Source organism: Nonomuraea composti, assembly GCF_012034275.1.
GTDB lineage: Bacteria > Actinomycetota > Actinomycetes > Streptosporangiales > Streptosporangiaceae > Nonomuraea > Nonomuraea composti.
This window is the reverse complement of sequence record NZ_JAATEP010000047.1, coordinates 12,660-30,314: the sequence shown is the minus strand read 5'-3', so window position 1 is coordinate 30,314 and position 17,655 is coordinate 12,660. Positions and strand designations below refer to the sequence as shown.

The window sequence follows — 17,655 nt, the reverse complement described above, 5'->3', positions numbered from 1 at the left end:
GCGACGTGATCACCACCCTGGACGGCCCCATCGTCATCGAGCCGACGCTCTCGCCGCCGCCCGGCATCGGCGTACGCGAGTGCGGCGAACCGCTGGCGGAGGTGGCCGGCGTGCCCGGCGTCCACGCCGCCCCCGCCTACCACCAGCGCGGCATCACCGCGGCCGGCCCGCGGATCTTCGTCCGGCGAAGGGTGCTCGCGGCGCTCCAGCAAGCCTCGGCCGCGCTGCCCGACGGCATCGACCTCCTGGTCTGGGACGGCCTGCGCACGCTGGAGACCCAGGCGGAGATCGTCGAGCAGTTCCGCAGGACGCTGCCCGATCCCAGCGACGATGCCACGGTCGAGATGTACCTGGCGCTGCCGCCCGCCTCCCAGGAGGAGTTCCTGGCCTCGCCGCCGCCGCACGCCACCGGCGGCGCGGTGGACGTCACCCTGTGCGACACCGAGGGGCGGCCCCTGGATCTCGGCGCCGAGTTCGACGAGTTCAACGAACGGTCCTGGCTCGCCTATTACGAGAACGACGACCGGTCCGCATACCGGCGGCTGCGCAGAATGCTCTACTGGGCGATGCTGGGCGCCGGCTTCGCGCCTTACTCGTGGGAATTCTGGCACTACGAACTGGGCACGATGGTGAGCGCCGCGTTTCACGGCGAACGGTTCGCCGCATACGGCGCCGCCATACCGTGGAGGAAACCATGACCCTGCCACAGACCATGCGCTATCCGCGTACCGTCTACGACACGGGCGAATGGCTCGCCGCGTGGTCGGCCAGCACCGTCGAGCGGCGGCGGCCGACCGGCCTGCCGCTGCTGCAGTGCCTGGAGTACTCCCCGTTCTGGCACGGCTACGAGGTCGACACCGGCCTGGGCCGGATCTGGGATCGGCCGCTGCTCACCGTCGGCTCGCTCTACGCCGGGTACGGCCCCGCGTACCTGGCCGAGCGGCCGGAGGAGGTGGCCGGCCTGCTCGACCACGCGGCCGGCCTGATGCCCGGCACCTGCGGCCTGCTCGTGCTCAACCTGCCGCTGGAGGCCGCCCTGGACTGGGCCACCGTCCGGCCGCCCGACGGCATGCTGCGGCTGGACCACGCCTACCACCGGGTGGTCGGCGCCGGTCGCGACCCCATCGTGGGCGACGTGGCCAAGGACAAGCGCCACGACTGGCGGCGGCGGTGGCGCCGGTCCGCCGAGAAGGGGCTGCGGCTGGTGGAGGAGAGAGACCCCGCGCCCGAGCGCATCGACGAGGTCGTCGCACTGGCCAACGGCTCGGCCCTGCGGCACGGCTGGCCGCGACTGTACGACCGGGCCACCGCCCAGGCGGTGCTCGGCATGCCCGGCGGCCGGCTGCTGCGGGCCGACTGGGACGGCCGCACGGTCGCCGGTTACCTCGCGCTGGAGCACGACCACCGGCTCTACCTGTGGGCCGGCGGCATGGACCACACGGTGGTCCAGCAGGTCAGCCCGTACCTGTTCCTGCTCTACGAGCTGCTGCGGATGGGGCCGGAGCGCGGCTGGGAGCGCCTGGAGTTCGGCAAGGGCAACGACGCGTTCAAGCGCCGGTACGGCTTCACCGGCGTGGAGCTGTGGTCGCTGTGGTACGCGGCCGACCCCGGCGACGTCCCGAGGTACCGTCCGAAGCTGGCGGCGCTGCACCAGAAGCTCGGCATCGCCCAGGAGGCGTGATGTCCGGCCTCTGGCGCCATGGCGACTTCCTCAAGCTGTGGGGCGGTGAGACGATCTCGCAGTTCGGGGCGCAGATCACCGTGCTGGCCCTGCCGCTGACCGCGATCATCACCCTGCGCGCCACTCCGGAGCAGCTCGGCGTCCTGACCGCGATGCAGTTCGCGCCGGTGCTGCTCATCACCCTGTTCGCCGGGGTGTGGCTGGACGGCCACCGCAAGCGCCCGGCCCTGACCGTCGCCAACCTGGGCCGGGCCGCCCTCCTTGGCCTGATCCCCCTGCTCTACCTGGCCGACCTGCTGTCCATGCCGCTGCTGTACGCCATCGCGTTCCTGACCGGCCTGCTCACCGCGGTCTTCGACGTGGCCTACGTCGTCTACCTGCCGTCCCTGGTCCCCAAGGACCAGCTCGTCCCGGCCAACGCCCGGCTGGAGGCCACGTACTCGATCGCCTCCATCGGCGGCCCCGGCGTGGGCGGCCTGCTCGTGCAGTGGCTGAGCGCGCCGATCTCGATCGTGGCCAACGCGGTCACCTACCTGGTGGCCGCGCTCAGCGTGGCGGCCATCAGGCACCGGGAGCCGCCCCCCGCCCCGCCCGCGGACCGGCCCTCCACCTGGGCGGAGATCAAGGAAGGCGTGGCCTCGACGCTGCGGGACGCGCGGCTGCGCCCGCTGCTGCTGGGCTCGGCCTGGTTCAACCTGTTCGAGCAGGTCATCCTCACCCTGTACCTGCTGTACGGCGTGCGCGAGCTGCACCTGTCCACCAGCCTGCTGGGCGTCATCCTCGGCATCGGCAGCGTGGGCGCGCTGGCGGGCTCGATCGTGGCCGACCGCGCGGGCCGGGTTCTCGGCGTCGGCCGCGCCCTGATCTGGTCGATGATCGTCAGCGCGGCCGCGCTCGGCCTGGTGCCCGCGGCCACGGGGTCGCCGCTCGTCGCCGGCGCGGTCATGACCGCCGGCCTGTTCGTGTACGGCCTCGCGCTGGCCGTGTTCAACGTGCACAGCCTGAGCCTGCGCGGCGTCCTGGTGCCACCCGAGCTGCTCGGCAGGGTGACCGCGACCTACCGGTTCTTCGTCTTCGGCACGATCCCGCTGGGCGGGCTGCTCGGCGGGGCGCTCGGCGGGATGCTCGGGGTCCGCACGGCGATGGCGGCCGCCGTCGCCGTCCTGGTGGCGGGGTCCGTGGCTTTCGCGTTCTCCCGCATCCGGTCGGCTGACGAGGTCTTCGGCACGAAGGAGGCGTCGTGTTCGGTGGACTGACCCCGGCCGCCTGGGACGCGCTGGCCGGGCCGCGTTTCTACTCGACCAGCGCCTGGCTGCGCTTCTGCGCGGCCGAGTACGGCGGTTGCGGTGACACCGTGGTGCGCGACGGGGCGGCCGTGCCGTACGTGGAGCTGGACGGGCCGCCGGCGCGGGGGCCCTACCGGTGGGGTGAGCTGCTGGCGGCGCGCGGCCTGCCCGCGCCCCCACCCCGCGGGCTGCTGGTCGGGCCGCGCGAGGGCTACCAGACCCACTTCCTGGGCGAGCCCGGCGGGGTGCCCGGCGTCATCGCGGAACTGCGCGAGCGGGCGGCCGGTCGGCCCTGCCTGGCCCTGTACGTGCCCACCTCCGAGGTGGAGCTGGCCCGTCGCGCCGGGGTCCGCGCGCCGGCCGTGGTGCTGGAGGCCGACGCGTGGATCGCGGTCGACGGCTGGCCGGGCTACCTGTCGCGCAAAAAGCGGTACATGGTGCGCTCAGACCGCCGGGCCTTCGCCGAGGCCGGGTACACCGTCAAGCACCTGCCGCTGGCCGAGTGCGTCGGCTCGCTGGCCGTGCCGGCGGCCAAGACCCTGGCCAAGTACGGCATCGACACCGATCCCGAGGCCGAGCTCGTGGCGCTGAACAGCCACGCCGAACACATGGGCGAGGCCGCCCGGGTCGCGGTCTGCTCCCGCGACGGCGGCGAGCCCGTCGCGTTCTGCCTGTACTACGTGGGCACCGACGCGATCTTCCTGCGGTGGGCCGGCTTCGACTACGACCGCCTGTCGGGCGCCCACGAGTACGCCAACGTCGTCCTGGTGAGCCAGCTCGACCTGGCGGCCGAGCTGGGCCTGCGGTGGGTGCACGCGGGCGTCCAGGCCCCGGCGGCCAAGGCCCTGTACGGCGCCCGGCTGCGCCCGCTGTGGCTGCTCGACCTCTCCTCCGACAGCGTCCTTGCCGCCGCCGCCGAGCAGGTGCGGCGGCACAACGCGCAGTTCTGCCGCCGCCTGCGCGAGGACCCGCGTACCGGGGGAGCGCTCGACCTCGAAACCTGGGGGAGCATCGATGAAGAGACTGGCTGAACACCGGGCGATCGTCACCGGCGGGGCCTCCGGCATCGGCGCCGCCATCGCCCGCCGCTTCGTCGCCGAAGGCGCCCGGGTCGCCGTCATGGACCGTGACAAGGAGGCCATGGCGCTGATCGACGACCGCGTGCCCGGGGCCGACCTGGCGCTGGTGGCCGACGTGACGGAACCGGCGGCGGTGGACGAGGCGTTCGAGGAGCTCGACCGCCGCTGGGGCGGGCTGGACGTCGCCGTCAACAACGCCGGCATCAGCGTCCCCGGCGCCTTCGCCGACCTGCCGCTGGCCGACTGGGAGCGCGTCCTGCGGGTCAACCTGACCGGCGTGTTCCTGGTGGCCCAGCGGGCCGTACGGCGGATGCGGGGCCGCGGCGGGGTGGTGATCAACATCGCCTCGGTCAGCGGCATGGTCGGCATGCCGAACTACAGCGCCTACAACGTCAGCAAGGCCGGCGTGATCGAGCTGACCAGGACGCTGGCGCTGGAGCTGGCACCAGAGATACGGGTCAACGCCATCTGCCCCGGCTACGTGCTCACCCCGATGCAGGAGGCGGAGTACTCGCCCGCCGCCCTGGCGGAATGCGCGCGCAAGGTCCCGCTCGGCCGGCTCGGCCGGCCGGCCGAGATCGCCGCGCTGGCCGCCTACCTGGCCTCGGACGAGGCGGAATTCGCGACCGGGCAGACGTTCGTCATCGACGGCGGCGAAACGGCCGGCGGGCTGGCCAGCGCATGAGTCGTAAGCACCGTTGGACCGGCGTTATAGCGCCGACCCCGACGATGAATTCGTAGTTCTCGTGCTTCTCCACAACATGAAGGAAGAGATCGCAGTGTTGTCGGTGGACCGCCTACAGATTCTCGACCCGGACCCCGGCTGGAGCGTAGGCCCGCAATGGCTGCGCACCGCCCTCGCCGAATTCCGCCGCGACCTGCTGAACCCGGGTTACCCGTGCACGTTCGGCAGGCACGCGCTACGGGCCGGCGACATGCACATGACCTGGGTCGCCCATGACGACCTCAGTACGCTCCCCGGTGACCTGACCGCCTTCGTCGACCGGGTCAGCCCCGAACCCGAACGCCGCCAGCCCCTGATCGTCTTCGTCGAGCCGTCGCCCCGGATGACCACGGCCGCCGACTACGACCGGCGGTTCTGGGAGATCCTGGAGTACCTGCACCTGCACGACGACCGCCCGTGGCCGGCCGACGTGCCCGCCGACCCCGACGACCCGGGCTGGCAGTTCTGCTTCCACGGCACCTCGCTGTTCGTCTTCGCCCTGGCCCCGTCCAACCGGCTGCGCAGGTCGCGGCGGCACCCGTCGTGCCTGGTGCTGTCGTTCCAGCCGCGTACCGTCTTCGACGGCATCGGCGTCGGCACCCCGGCGGGAAACGTCACCCGTACCCGGATCCGCGACCGGCTGCGGCGGTGGGACCTGGTGGGCCGCCACCCCAGCATGGGCGAGTTCGACGAGATGTCCGACGACGAGTGGCGGCAGTACTTCATCACCGACGACGACGCCGACCTCCACGACCGCTGCCCGTTCCGCCGCTGAACAACCCCAGGAAAGGCGCTCTCAGAAAGGTGTACGTCTGATGACCGTGTCCTCGCTTGCCCAGAACCACCCACAAGATCACTCACCGGCCAGGGCGGTGAACTCCTCCAACGAGTGGGACCCGCTGGAGGAGGTGATCGTCGGGCGGCTGTCCGGCGGCGTCTTCCCGACCTGGCAGGAGTCCATGCGCGCCACGATGCCGCCCGGGTCGTGGCGGCTCTTCCAGGAGAAGGGCGGCCAGCCGTTCCCGCAGGACCTGGTGGATGCCGCGGACGAGGAGCTCGACGGGCTGGCCCGCGCCCTGGAGGCCGAGGGCGTCAAGGTGGTCAGGCCCGCGCCCGCCGACCACACCGGCGAGTTCGCCACGCCGCACTGGCGCAGCCAGGGCGGGCTCTACGCGGCCATGCCGCGCGACTACCTCATCGTCGTCGGGGACACCATCATCGAGTCCCCGATGTCGTGGCGCTGCCGCCAGTTCGAGGGGGACGCGTTCCGGCCGCTGCTCAAGTCGTACTTCGACCGCGGCGCCCGGTGGCTGCAGGCTCCCCGTCCGCAGCTGACCGACGAGCTGTTCGCGACCGGCGGCCACCACGACGGCTGGGCGGTCACCGAGTTCGAGCCGGTCTTCGACGCGGCCGACTTCATGCGCTTCGGCCGCGACATCGTGGTACAGCGCAGCCACGTCACCAACGCGTTCGGCATCCGCTGGCTGCAGCGGGCGGTCGGCAGCGCGTACCGCGTCCACACCGTCGAGGTGAACGACCCGCACGCCATGCACATCGACGCCACGCTGCTGCCGCTGGCGCCCGGCAAGCTGCTGGTCAACCCCGAGCGGTACGTGCACAACAAGCTGTTCGACGGCTGGGAGATCCGCAAGGCGCCGCAGCCCGCCCTGCCGCGCGACTGGCCGATGTTCTTCTGCAGCCCGTGGGTGAGCATGAACATGCTCTCCCTGGACGAGCGGACCGTCGTGGTGGAACGCCAGGAGGAGCCGATGATCGAGCTGCTCACCGACTGGGGCTTCCGCTGCATCCCGGTGGACTTCCGCCACGTGTACACCTTCGGCGGCTCGTTCCACTGCGTGACCGTGGACGTGCGCCGGCGCGGCGGTGCCGGCCAGTACCTGGACGTGGGCTGATGAAGACCGTACAGATCACCGGCCCGCGCGCCTGCGCGATCGTCGACAAGCCGGAGCCGGTCATCGCCCGCGACTACGTCCTGCTGAAGGTCGAGGTCGCCCCGATGTGCAACGAGTACCTCGCCTACCGCGACCAGGTCTACCTGGAGCGCAACCGGCCGGACTCGCTGGGCCACGAGATGGCCGGCATCGTGGTGGACGCGCCCGAGGGCTCCCCGGTGCGGCCCGGCGACCGCGTGGTGGCGCTGTGCGGCTACCCGTGCGGCAGGTGCCGGCCGTGCCGGCGCGGCTACTACTCCCACTGCGCCGCCACCGAGGACCCGCGCGAGGTGTGCAAGAGCGAGTCGGGCGAGTGCGGCTTCGCCCAGTACGCCGTCAAGCCCGGCCGGCTGTGCGTGCCCGTGCCGGACGGGATGCCACTGGAACACGCCGCCATGGCCTGCTGCGGCCTCGGGCCGACGTTCGGGGTGATGCAGCGCATGGGCGTGGCGGCGTCCGACACCGTGCTCATCACCGGACTCGGCGCGGTCGGCCTGGGCGGGGTGATCAACGCCCGGTACCGCGGGGCGACCGTGATCGGCGTGGCCCGCAGCCCGTACCGCGCCCGGCTGGCCCGCGAGCTGGGCTGCGCCGCGGTCCTCGACCCCCGCGACGGCGACCTGCGAGCCCGGATCAGGTCGCTGACCGGCGGCGGCGTGGACTTCGCGATCGACTGCTCGGGCCAGCCGCAGTACCAGCGGCTGTGCATCGACGCGGTCGGCCGCCTCGGCACGGTCGGCTTCCTGGCCGAGCCCGGCGAGCTGACCGTCCACGTGGACGACGACCTGGTGCAGAAGGGGGTGACGCTGATGGGCAGCCTGGACATCAACCTGAACGACGCCGACCGGCTGCTGCGCGTGATCGGCCAGATCCCCGGCCAGATCGAGCGCTTCATCACCCACCGCTACCCCCTGGACCAGATCGCCGACGCCTTCGAACGGCAGACCCGCTACGAGTGCGGGAAGATCATTCTCTACCCGTGGAGCTGAGCCCATGACGCTGCGCGCCCACGCCCTCGACCTGGCGGCACGGCACTCGCCCCTCGTCCGCGACACGCTGCGCCGCCTGGCCGACGCCCCGCTGGCCGACCTGCTGGCCGAGCTCCGCCCCGGCCGGTGCGAGCCCTGGCAGTCCAGAGACGACCTGTACGCCGCGGTCGCCGGCCAGACGACGGCACTGTACGGCCCGGCCCTGGCCGCCGACGTGCTGGCCGACCTGCGCGAGCAGCCGATCGTGCCCACCTCCAACCACTTCGGCGTGGACACCTTCGCCGACTCCGTGCAGGGCACGCTGCTGTTCGCGCTGCGGCCGGGCGCCCCGCGCAACGTCGTCGTGCTCGGCTTCGGCTCGGTCAGCCTGAACAACCTGACCTACCCCATGGGGCTGCGGCTCTACGATCCCCGGCACGGCGAGCTGGGCGGGTTGCCGCAGCGGCTGCCCGTCCAGCCCAACCGCGACAAGCACCGTACGGTGCTGGCGGCGCGGCCGTACGACGCCGGGATGATCGAGCGGGCGCGCGCCCGGCTGGTCCGGATGCGGCAGGAGGGGGAGGTCTCGGAGTTCTGCGCGCGCAGCGCCGACGACGTCCTGCACCGGGCGTACGGCTCGGCGCTCGCGCTGCCGTCGCACGCCCTGCAGGCCACCCGCGTCAACACCGCCCTGTGGGAGGGCATGTTCCAGGCCGAGCCGCCCGCCCGGCTGGTGCAACTGGCGATCGAGCCGATCTGCGCCACCCTGCTCAGCAAGGACCTCCGCGATCCCGGCAGCCTGATCCACCAGCTGTTCTTCGTACCGCAGGTGCGCGACGCGCTGCTCGACGCGCTGGACGGGGCGCGCGCCTGCTGGCGGCGCGACGGCTCGCGCGGCACGGTCTTCTGCTGGGGGCTCAGCGCGGCCGGCCGCCGGGTGCCGCTGGTCCTCGACGGCGAGCTGCTGACCGGCGTGGACGAGCGCGGCCACCGCCTGGAGTGGAAGTTCAGCCAGGACGAGCTGGTACCGGCGCTGCTCGACCAGCGGCTGGTCCCGTCGCTGTTCACCTGCTTCGCCACCCTGGCCTTCGCCCGCGGGCTGAGCTGCGTCGGCGGCTACTACCAGGCCATGTACCTGCCCGTCATCCGGCAGGGCATCGTGGACGCCCTGGGCGTCGGCGCGGAGTTCGGCCCGATGGCCGAACGGGTCGCCCAGGTGCCCACCGGCCTGCACCTGGCCGGCCTGCAGTCCGTCGGCCGGGTGCTGCCCGGCGGCGCGCTCATCCCGGCGGGCCCCGTGGAGATCGCCGGCGCGGGCGGGCTGTCACCGGCCGACGTGGACGCGCTCACCCGCGTCCCGGTACGCGAGGCGCACCTGGTCGCCTTCCCCGAACTGCTCGACCACCTGGTGCCGCCCGGCGAGCTGCCGCCCGGCTGGGCCGCCACGATCGCGGCGGAGAACGGCGGCCGGCACGACGGGCGGGTCATCCGATTGGAGCCATCATGAACGCGATCACGCACGAGGTGCTGGATTTGCTCCAGACCGCCCGCGACCGGGTGGCCGACCTCGACGACTGTGACGAGCTGCTGGTCCGGGCCACGCAGGAGCTGATCGCCTGCGCGGCCGAGGCGGTCGCCGCCTTCCCCCGGGGCAGCGTGGACGGCGCCCGCGAGGCGCTGAGCTGCGCCAGGGGCGCGGCGGCGACGGCGGCCTTCGCCGTACGCCACCTGCACGACAACGCCGTACGCCACCTGCACGAGACCGCCGTACGGCACCCGCACGACCCGGCGCGCACCGGACAGCACGCGAGCGGCTTTCGCCGCGCCGCATCCGCACGACACGGCGTAGCGCACTCCGGGTAGCACATCAGCAAGCGGCGTAGCACGTCCGCAAGCGGCGTAGCACGTCCGCAAGCGGCGTAGCACGTCCGCAAGCGGCGTAGCACATCAGCAAGCGGCGTAGCACATCAGCAAGCGGCCTTCGCCGCACCACCACGGCGAAGGCCCAGACCGGACGGCCTTCGCCGTACGGCATCCGCACGACACGGCGAAGGCCCGCCACCGGGTGGCGCGTCAGCGGTGCGCCATGCCGGCGGACAGCAGCTCACGGTGCAGTTCCTGGGTCGCCGGCGAGGGGGCCAGGCCCAGCTCCTCGTCCAGGATGCGGCGCAGGTTCTGGTAGGCGTCCAGCGCCTCGTTGCGCCGGTCGGCGCGGCCCAGCGCGCTGATGAGCATGCCGTGGAACCACTCGTTGTACGGATGCTGCCCCACCAGCAGCCGCAGCTCCGGGATGAGCTCGCGATGCCCGCCCAGCTCCATGTCGGCCTCGATGCGCGTCTGCAGCGCGCACAGCCGCTGTTCCTCCAGCGCGACCACGTGCCCGTTCAGCACCGGCCCCGGCACCACGTCGGCCAGCGCCCGCCCCGACCACATGTCCAGCGCCTCGCGCAACAGCACGGCGGCCTGCCCGGCGTCGCCGGCCTGCAGCAGCAGCCGCCCCCGCCGTACCAGGTCGTCGAAGCGGAAGACGTCGATGGCGGCGCGGTCGGCGCGCAGCAGGTAGCCCGCGGTGCGCGTCTCCACCAGTTCCTCTCCCTGGCGGCACAGCCCGTAGCGCTCGGCGTGCTTGCGCAGCTGGTACACGTAGGTGTGCAGGATGGTCCGCGCGTTCTTGGCGGGTTGCTCGGCCCACAGTTCCTGGATCAGCAGATCGGTGTCCACGATCTGGCCTGCGCGCAACGCCAGCAGCGCCAGGATCTGGCGCAGCTTGTGCTGGCGCAGCGTGTGCGCGCGGCCGTCGACGACGATCTCTACGGGACCGAGGAAACGGAAACTCGCCATTGATGATCTCCCCTTGTGGCTGATGGCGTCAGTCCGCTGCGAGACTGGCCAGTTCGTGGTCGGTGAGCACGTGGGTCGCGCTGCGCGCGGCCGTGAGGATTCGATCGATGACCAAGGGGTCGGAGGGCAGCCCCCTGCGCCGCAACCAGGTCTGGACGTTCCAGCGCCCGCTGGCCGGGCCCACGCCGATCTCCTGCCGGCGCCCGAACCGGGAGGCGGGAACGCCGGAGTAGACCAGGTCCGCGAGCCACGGGTCGCCGGCGCGCTCCGCCTTGGCCACGGCCGCGGCGTGTACGCCCGTGGCGGTGAAGAAGGCGTCCCTGCCGAACACCGGGTACTCCGGCGGGATGGGCCGGCCGACGGCGGCTGAGGCCGTACGGCAGTACTCGCCCAGCACGTCCAGGTCGCGGCCGTCGCCCAGCAGGTTCAGGTTGACCAGGAGCTGGTCCATCGCCGTGTTGCCGCACCGCTCGCCGATGCCGAGCGCGGTGGCGTGCACGCGGGAGGCCCCCGCCTCGACGGCGGCCAGCGCGTTGGCCAGCGCCAGGCCCCGGTCGTTGTGGCCGTGCCAGTCGATCGGCACGTGGGCGTACCCGGCGGGGTCCATGATCTGCTCGCGTACGTGGCGGATCAGCGCGGCGGTCCCCCGGGGATCGGCGTGGCCCGCGGTGTCGCACAGGCAGATCCGGACGGCCCCCTCGTCCAGCGCCGCCAGGCAGAGGCGGCGCAGCAGTCTGGGCCTGGCCCTGGTGCCGTCCTCGGCGGCCAGGCAGACCGGCAGCCCTTCGGCGACGGCGAAGCGGACGGCCTTGCGGACGATCCGCTCGGCCTGCGCGACCGTCCAGCCTTCCGCGCCCATCCGCATGTGGCTGGAGCCGATGAAGGCCGTCACGTCGAGGCTGCGACCGGCCGCCTGGCTCACGTCGGCGACGGCCTGGATGTCGCTGACCGCAGTGCGGGCGGCGCAGTGCAGCCTCAGCCGCGGGGTCTGCCTGGCGCCGTACGCGGCCAGCTCCGCGGCCATGCGGCCGGCGACCGCGCCGGAGGCCGGCATGCCGATGCTCGCCGCGTCGATGCCGAGCCGGTCCATGAGCTGGAGCAGCCGCATCCGCTCGGCCAGGTCCGGCTGGCGGGCGGACGGGCTCTGCAGGCCGTCCCGCAGGGTTTCGTCGTTCAGCTCGACCAGCCGGCCCCCGCAGGCCGGGGCCGCCGCGTCCGGGACCGTATTCCAGTCGTAAATCCGGGCAGCCGACGAAGAAGTCACCACCGAATGTCCCTTTCGTGTGGTCGAAATCAGGCCGGGCTCGATTCACGTACCAGCCTTACGCGCCTGACATGGGGAAACAAGGGGAGTGCCCCGCAAGAGCTACCCAGATAATGCGAAGTATCTCCCGGTGCCCCCGAAAGTTGTAATCCTCGGTGGTACTTCCCTTTATCAGCCGCGTCCGGCGGCGCATCATACGGCTATGCGAGCCGACCGCCCTCCGTCGTGGTGGCGCGTGCTGGTCCTGTGCCTGCGTGAGTCCCGGCCGTCCGTGCTGGGGGCGTTCGCGCTGCGGTTCTGCACCGGGGCGGCGCTGGCCGGGGCGGCGGCGTGGCCCTTCAGCCTGCTCCCCGGGTTCGTCTCCTGGATGCTGGCGGTGTTCTTCGCCTACCTCTTCAACGGGGTGACCGACGTGGTGGAGGACCGGGCGAACGGCTCCTCCCGGCCCATCGCCGGTGGCCTGCTGTCCCCCGGCACGGCGGCCCGGGTCGCGGTGGGCGCGGCGGCGCTCGCACTGGGTCTCGGCGTCCTGACCGGCGTCGTGTTCACGGTCCTCGTCGTGGCGCTGCTCTTCCTGGGGCACGCCTATTCGGCCCCGCCGCTGCTGCTCAAGGCCCGGCCGGCCACCAGCGTCGGCACCGCGGTCGGCTCGGCGCTGCTGACCTACGCGGCCGGCTTCGTCGCCGCCGGCGGCCCGGTCACCGAGGTGGCCGGCACGCCGCTGCTGCCGGTCGCGCTGCTCCTCGCGGCCTGGATGGGGCTGGTGGGCGCCCCGGCCAAGGACCTGCCCGACGCCCGCGGCGACGCGGTGGCGGGCCGGCGCAACCTGTCCGCCGTGTACGGCGCCACGGGCACCCGGATCCTGCTCGTCGCGGCGGCCGCCGCGGTGGCCGTCGCGGCCGACGTGGTCAGCCTGGCCGAGCCGCGCGTGATCGGGATGGCGTTGACCCTGTCCGCCGGGGCCGTGGTGGTGACCGGGCTGGCGGTGAGAGCCGATGTCGATAGCCGCGGGCCGTACCAGGGGTTCATGGCCACGCAATACGCGGCGAACGCCACGGCGATGTTGCCGGTTCTTTTCGGTTAAGCCATGATGTATCGGGTTCGGGCGTTCACCTCATGGGGAGGGGCCCGCGATCGTGCAAGCCGGAGACAACAATCCGCTGCGGAAGGCATTGGCCGACCACCTCGACGCCGAACGGCCGGCGATCCTGGCCGCCTACCAGGCCGAGCTGGAAGGCGTCCACAGCCCGCTGATCGACGACCACGCGAGCCGCCCGCAACTGCTCGCCCACGCCGCCGTCACCATCAGCGACGTCGTACGCAGCGTGCGGCTGGGCCGCGCCGCCCTCGACGAGGGCTACAAACTGCTCGCCAGGGACATCGGCAAGCGCCGGGCCGAGAGCCGGCTCAACCCCCGCGCCTCCCTGCAGGCCGCGACCTACCTGGTGGACGTCGTCATGAACGCGGCCCTGGACTACCTCGCCGATCGCGAGGGCGCCCAGGAGCTGCTCCGGCTCGTCGTCCGGGCGCTGACGGAGAGCGTCATCATGCGCGTCAACGAGGCCTCGCTGGCCTACTCCTCCCAGCTGCTGCACGACATCAACGCCGCGCACGTCGAGGAGCGGCGGCGGATCGCGCGTGACCTGCACGACCGGGTCGGCTCCGGGCTGGGCGTCGCCCACCACCAGCTCGAACTGGCCCGCTTCTACCACGCCACCGACCCCGGCACCGCCATGGAACGCGTGACGCTGGCCCACGACGCCATCCAGGACGCCATGCTCAGCATGCGCTCGATCGCCTCCGACCTGCGCATGGACGAGCAGGTGCACAACCTGGAGAAGGCGCTGAACACGCTGCTGGAGACCATCGCACCGACGAACGTCACCATGCGGTTGCGGGTCAACGGCGACGAGGCGTGGGCTTCCGGCCACGTGCTGGAGGAGACGTACCTCATCATCAGGGAGGCCGTGCGCAACGCGCTCGCGCACGGCACGCCGAGCATGGTGCTCATCAACGTGGACATCGCGCCCCGCCGGCTGCACGCGACGGTCGAGGACGACGGCGGCGGCTTCGACCTGGCCGAGGCGCGCCGGTCCGCCGGCCTGGGGCTGACCTCGATGCGGGAACGGGCCGAGCTGATGGGCGGCCGGTTGATGCTGACGCCGGTGGTCAACCGCGGCACCTACGTGGAACTCGTCGTACCGCTGTCGGAGCACCGTGATGAATGACCCCACCACCGTCCTCATCGTGGACGACCACGCGCTGTTCCGCGAGGGGCTGAAGGAGCTGCTGGAGAGCGACGGCGGCATCGTCGTGGTCGGCCAGGCGGGCGACAGCAAGGGCGCCGTCGCGCTGGCCGCCGAGCACGAACCGCACGTCGTGCTGCTCGACGTGGAGATCCCCGGCGACGAGGTGACCACGACGGTGAGCCGCATCCAGGCCGTCTCCCCCCGCTCCGAGGTGATCATCCTCAGCATGTACGACGGGGCGTACCTCGTGCAGAACCTGCTGGCCCAGAACATCCGGGGCTACCTGCTCAAGAGCGTGGGCCGGGTGGAACTGCTGGGCGCGGTGCACGCCGCCCGTACCGACCACGACCGGGTCGTGCTCGCCGTCTCCCGGGAGAGCCTGGCGCAGGTGCAGCCGGCCCGCGGCAACCCGCTGTCCGCACGTGAGCTGCAGGTGCTGGAACTGGTCGCCGAGGCGCTGAGCAACCGGCAGATCGCCCACCGGCTGAACCTGACGGAGGCCACCGTGAAGCGGCACCTGCGCAACATCTTCGTCAAGCTGGGCGCGGTCTCCCGGGTCGACGCGGTCAACAAGGCCGTGGCGGCATCCCTGGTCAAACCGCCGTCCAGCCATCCCTAGCCGGACGGCGATGAACCAGACCACCGTCCGGCCATCCCTAGCCGGACGGCGATGAACCAGACCGCTGTCCGGCCATCCCTACCCGGACGGCGGTGAAGCAGGCCGGCGTCCCCGGTCAGACCGCCGTCCGGCCATCCCGAGCCTGCGGGTCGTCCCGGTGGTCGGTCCCGTTCCCCCAGTCCGGCGGGAACAGCGTGCCGAGCCGGGCGAGCAGCGCGGGGTCAGGCCGGATGGCCGCGGCGCTGGCGTTCATCTCCAGGTGCACCCGGCTGCGCGTGCTCGGAACGGGCACGACGTCGCCCTGCGCCAGCACCCACACCAGGGCCAGCCTGGCCAGGCCGAGATGGAGCTGGGTGGCGATCTCCTCAGCCGCCCGCAGCGCCCGCATGCGCTCGGCCAGCGGTCCGGCCTCCGCGATGCCGAGCCCGGCCCGCCGCGGGTCGCCGCACGCCGAATGCGCCGCCGACAACCTGTCGGCGCCGGCCAGGAACCCGCGGCCGAGCGGGCCGCGGGCGACCACCCCGAGCCGGTGCGCCCGGGCCGCGGGAATCCGGTCCAGCTCGGCCCGGCGCTTCAGCAGCGAGTACTCGCAGGCGATCACCGAGACCGGCTGCCCGGCGACGCGGTGGATCTGCCCGGCCAGCGGCTCGGCCAGCCCGATGTGCCGGACCTTGCCCGCCGCGACCAGCTCGGCCAGCTCGCCCACCCCCTCCTCGATCGGCCGCGTCCAGGTCGGGCAGTCCAGGTAGAAGACGTCGAGGTGGTCGACGGCCATCCGGCGCAGGACGGCGTCGCAGGCCCGCGCCAGGCTCCCGCCGCCGGGGCGGGCCGGCGCCGCCAGCACCGCCTGACCGCGGCGGCCCGCGACCGCCCGCCCGACCAGCCGCTCCACCTGCTCATGTCCGGTACGGCAGGTCGTGTCGAGCAGCGTGACGCCCAGATCAAGCGCGTGACGGACGACCCGGACGCAGTCCTCGACGTCCACGGCTCCGGAGAAGGCCGTACCGCCGACGCCGATGACCGAGGTGACCGGGCCGTCGTGACCCAGTTGCCTGACGTCCATCGGGTCACGGCGTCCCGCGCAGGACCGTACAGAGGCTGGCGGCGTCGGCGAGGGCCTGGCCGGGCGGCATGCCCAGGGGCGGCAGCAGGCCCAGGCGGCGCAGCCGGTGCTCCAGAGGAGCCGTCGGGTCGGGGCAGCCCTGCCAGGTGGCCGCCACCGCGGCCCTGGACGCCTCCAGGAGGTCGGCGTAGTCGGCGCGCAGCAGGCTCTCCCTGAGCCGCTCGCGGGTGACCTCGTCGAGCAGCCGGAGGGCGATCTCGCGCAGCTCGCCCGGGTCAATGGACAGGTCGTCGGTCAGGCGGGAACGGGTCGCCTGGAGTTCGGATCGATCCATGTCGGCCGTCCTTGATCAACCTCTTGCGGCCCGGGCGCTGCGCCCGCCGGCTTCCGCGATGACGGGCTTGCCACGAGCTCGGTCACGTCGGGTGAGCCAGGATTTCACTGGACACACCATCACGATGCGCCCGCCCCATGAAAGCGGCCTCAACTCCCGATACAGCGCCGCTGACGGTGGGTTCAGGGTCGGCATGAGCTCGGACCGCGCCCAGCGCAGGTGCCGGGCAACTGGTTCGTCGGCGACGCGGTGCCGACAGCCCCGGGGGCAGGTGCTCGTCTGGGCACAGTCGGACCGGGTGAAGTTCACTTCCGAGCTGACTGTGCGCGTGAAGAAGAAGATGGCCGGATGCCCGAAAGGCTCCACCTAACGTGATCTGGCTCAGAGGCCGCGTCACTACGAGTGACGTCCGGCCAGATAACGTTGCTGCTCCCCAGCCAAGGTGCGCTGTAGGTCACATCATCCGCTCCTCTCGCGCACGCCCAGCGCGTAGGGCCTGTCCAGAAAGTCCGGAAACCCCCGTCTTCATGGGCCGGTCCCGGTGGGTGCCAGCGCGACGTCGAAGTCAGCGCTGACGACAGTGCCGTTGGTGAGGGTGCTCCGGATCACCTCATCGGGGATGGCACGCAGCGCGGCCAGCTCGGCGGTCAGGTCCGGGGTGGGCGGCCGGGGATGGGGCTCAGGAAGTCGGGGATGTACTCGCCCCCGGGGAATGAGGCCGAGCAGGGGCGCCAGGCCGGCGGTGAGCTTGGAGCGTACCTCCCTCGACCAGGGCAGGTGCTGCGTCCGGCCGGCCACGGTGCGCAGCGCGTGGATGCCGGCGGAGACCTCCCTGAGCGGGGGAACGCGAACCTGATCGAGGTCACGTCGTAGGCGGTGAACGTCAGCGTGAGCATGCCCGGGTTCCGCCGGATTCGGCTGCCGCCGAATGTATCGCGGACGGCTCTGACCTGGCCGCATCATGAGGAACGCGGTGGCCGAGGGGCCACGCCGTGAAACAAGGAGTGGGCCATGTCCAAATCAGTGCTCGACATGTCGATGTCCCTCGACGGGTACATCGCCGACCCCAACGACTTCCTCGGTGGCGACGATGGCGAGCGGCTGCACAAGTGGGCCGACTCGGACCAGCATCCCGGGCCGGTCAAGCAGTTCCAAGACGAATGGAACGGGGCCGGTGCGATCCTCGCGGGACGGCGGACCGCTGAGCTCATGGACCACTGGGGCGGCTCTCACGGCGGTCTGCCGATCTTCGTTCCCAGCCATCGGCCGCCCAGCCCGGCCGCCCGGTGGGGCTATCCGCTGGTGACCTACGTGAACGACGGCATCGAAAGCGCGATGGCGCAGGCGAAGGCCGCCGCCGGGGAACGGGACGTGCAGATTCGTGGCGGCGCGTACACGGTGCAGCAGGCCCTCCAGGCGGGGGTGCTGGATGAAGTGCAGATCCACCACATCCCCGTACTCCTGGGCGCAGGACGCCGGTTGTTCGACGTCCTGCCGTCGGAGATCGAGTTGGAGATCATTCAGGTGATCGACACGCCCGAGGCCACCCACATCCGCTACCGCGTCCGCCGCTGAGCCGATCGCTGGACACACCC

At 72.2% G+C, this 17,655-nt stretch carries 19 protein-coding genes; 14 read left to right on the top strand and 5 right to left on the bottom strand.

Annotated elements, in window-relative coordinates; all coding sequences use genetic code 11:
- Positions 1-5: 5 nt before the first annotated feature.
- From HCN51_RS43720 to HCN51_RS43675, 10 genes are all read left to right on the top strand, one after another.
- Positions 6-698, top strand: coding sequence for a M15 family metallopeptidase (locus HCN51_RS43720; RefSeq protein WP_168017874.1), 693 nt, complete (start codon positions 6-8; stop codon positions 696-698).
- On the top strand, positions 695-1,681 hold the full coding sequence (locus tag HCN51_RS43715; protein WP_168017873.1) for a GNAT family N-acetyltransferase: 987 nt from the start codon (positions 695-697) through the stop codon (positions 1,679-1,681). The genes HCN51_RS43720 and HCN51_RS43715 overlap by 4 nt, the downstream gene beginning before the upstream one ends.
- The gene (locus tag HCN51_RS43710; RefSeq protein ID WP_168017872.1) at positions 1,681-2,937 is read left to right on the top strand and encodes an MFS transporter; all 1,257 of its coding nucleotides are present in this window, start codon (positions 1,681-1,683) and stop codon (positions 2,935-2,937) included. Before HCN51_RS43715 ends, HCN51_RS43710 begins: the two co-directional genes overlap by 1 nt.
- Entirely contained in the window at positions 2,922-3,998 is a 1,077-nt protein-coding gene (locus HCN51_RS43705; protein WP_168017871.1) for a GNAT family N-acetyltransferase, read from the top strand. The genes HCN51_RS43710 and HCN51_RS43705 overlap by 16 nt, the downstream gene beginning before the upstream one ends.
- Positions 3,982-4,731, top strand: a complete 750-nt coding sequence (locus HCN51_RS43700) for an SDR family NAD(P)-dependent oxidoreductase (protein WP_168017870.1) — start codon at positions 3,982-3,984, stop codon at positions 4,729-4,731. Before HCN51_RS43705 ends, HCN51_RS43700 begins: the two co-directional genes overlap by 17 nt.
- Positions 4,732-4,807: 76 nt before the next feature.
- Positions 4,808-5,545, top strand: a complete 738-nt coding sequence (locus HCN51_RS43695; RefSeq protein ID WP_168017869.1) for a YqcI/YcgG family protein — start codon at positions 4,808-4,810, stop codon at positions 5,543-5,545.
- A 40-nt stretch (positions 5,546-5,585) separates the two neighbouring features.
- A complete protein-coding gene (locus tag HCN51_RS43690; protein ID WP_168017868.1) occupies positions 5,586-6,683 on the top strand; it encodes an amidinotransferase in 1,098 nt (365 codons plus the stop codon).
- Positions 6,683-7,711 (top strand): zinc-dependent alcohol dehydrogenase, encoded by a 1,029-nt coding sequence (locus tag HCN51_RS43685; RefSeq protein ID WP_168017867.1) that lies wholly within the window; start codon positions 6,683-6,685, stop codon positions 7,709-7,711. Before HCN51_RS43690 ends, HCN51_RS43685 begins: the two co-directional genes overlap by 1 nt.
- 4 nt (positions 7,712-7,715) lie before the next feature.
- Positions 7,716-9,197, top strand: a complete 1,482-nt coding sequence (locus HCN51_RS43680) for a hypothetical protein (RefSeq protein ID WP_168017866.1) — start codon at positions 7,716-7,718, stop codon at positions 9,195-9,197.
- Positions 9,194-9,553, top strand: coding sequence for a hypothetical protein (locus tag HCN51_RS43675; protein WP_168017865.1), 360 nt, complete (start codon positions 9,194-9,196; stop codon positions 9,551-9,553). The genes HCN51_RS43680 and HCN51_RS43675 overlap by 4 nt, the downstream gene beginning before the upstream one ends.
- A gap of 210 nt (positions 9,554-9,763) precedes the next feature.
- Here HCN51_RS43675 and HCN51_RS43670 read toward each other — a convergent pair whose 3' ends face one another.
- Together HCN51_RS43670 and HCN51_RS43665 are read right to left on the bottom strand one after the other, a co-directional pair.
- Complete coding sequence (locus HCN51_RS43670; protein ID WP_168017864.1) at positions 9,764-10,531, bottom strand: AfsR/SARP family transcriptional regulator; 768 nt, start codon at positions 10,529-10,531, stop codon at positions 9,764-9,766.
- A 28-nt stretch (positions 10,532-10,559) separates the two neighbouring features.
- The gene (locus tag HCN51_RS43665) at positions 10,560-11,798 is read right to left on the bottom strand and encodes a 2-isopropylmalate synthase (protein ID WP_168017863.1); all 1,239 of its coding nucleotides are present in this window, start codon (positions 11,796-11,798) and stop codon (positions 10,560-10,562) included.
- Positions 11,799-11,997: 199 nt separating this feature from the next.
- On the opposite strand from HCN51_RS43665, the gene HCN51_RS43660 reads away from it, so the two are divergent.
- Genes HCN51_RS43660 through HCN51_RS43650 form a run of 3 tightly spaced genes read left to right on the top strand, consistent with a single transcriptional unit; the run spans position 11,998 to position 14,663 of the window.
- Positions 11,998-12,879 carry a UbiA family prenyltransferase gene (locus tag HCN51_RS43660; RefSeq protein WP_168017862.1) on the top strand — a complete coding sequence of 294 codons (882 nt, stop codon included), beginning with the start codon at positions 11,998-12,000 and terminating at the stop codon, positions 12,877-12,879.
- 52 nt (positions 12,880-12,931) lie between these two features.
- Positions 12,932-14,023: a histidine kinase gene (locus HCN51_RS62655; protein ID WP_168017861.1), complete on the top strand. Its 1,092-nt coding sequence runs from the start codon at positions 12,932-12,934 to the stop codon at positions 14,021-14,023.
- Entirely contained in the window at positions 14,016-14,663 is a 648-nt protein-coding gene (locus tag HCN51_RS43650) for a response regulator (RefSeq protein ID WP_168017860.1), read from the top strand. The genes HCN51_RS62655 and HCN51_RS43650 overlap by 8 nt, the downstream gene beginning before the upstream one ends.
- 115 nt (positions 14,664-14,778) lie before the next feature.
- On the opposite strand, the gene HCN51_RS43645 is transcribed toward HCN51_RS43650, so the two are convergent.
- From HCN51_RS43645 to HCN51_RS43635, 3 genes are all read right to left on the bottom strand, one after another.
- Positions 14,779-15,726: an aldo/keto reductase gene (locus HCN51_RS43645; protein ID WP_168017859.1), complete on the bottom strand. Its 948-nt coding sequence runs from the start codon at positions 15,724-15,726 to the stop codon at positions 14,779-14,781.
- A 4-nt stretch (positions 15,727-15,730) separates the two neighbouring features.
- The gene (locus tag HCN51_RS43640) at positions 15,731-16,060 is read right to left on the bottom strand and encodes a hypothetical protein (RefSeq protein WP_080038554.1); all 330 of its coding nucleotides are present in this window, start codon (positions 16,058-16,060) and stop codon (positions 15,731-15,733) included.
- Between the two features lie 525 nt (positions 16,061-16,585).
- Positions 16,586-16,858: a hypothetical protein gene (locus HCN51_RS43635; RefSeq protein ID WP_168017858.1), complete on the bottom strand. Its 273-nt coding sequence runs from the start codon at positions 16,856-16,858 to the stop codon at positions 16,586-16,588.
- A 213-nt stretch (positions 16,859-17,071) separates the two neighbouring features.
- Between HCN51_RS43635 and HCN51_RS43630 the strand changes: the two genes are divergently transcribed.
- The gene (locus tag HCN51_RS43630) at positions 17,072-17,635 is read left to right on the top strand and encodes a dihydrofolate reductase family protein (RefSeq protein WP_168017857.1); all 564 of its coding nucleotides are present in this window, start codon (positions 17,072-17,074) and stop codon (positions 17,633-17,635) included.
- Positions 17,636-17,655: the final 20 nt, after the last annotated feature.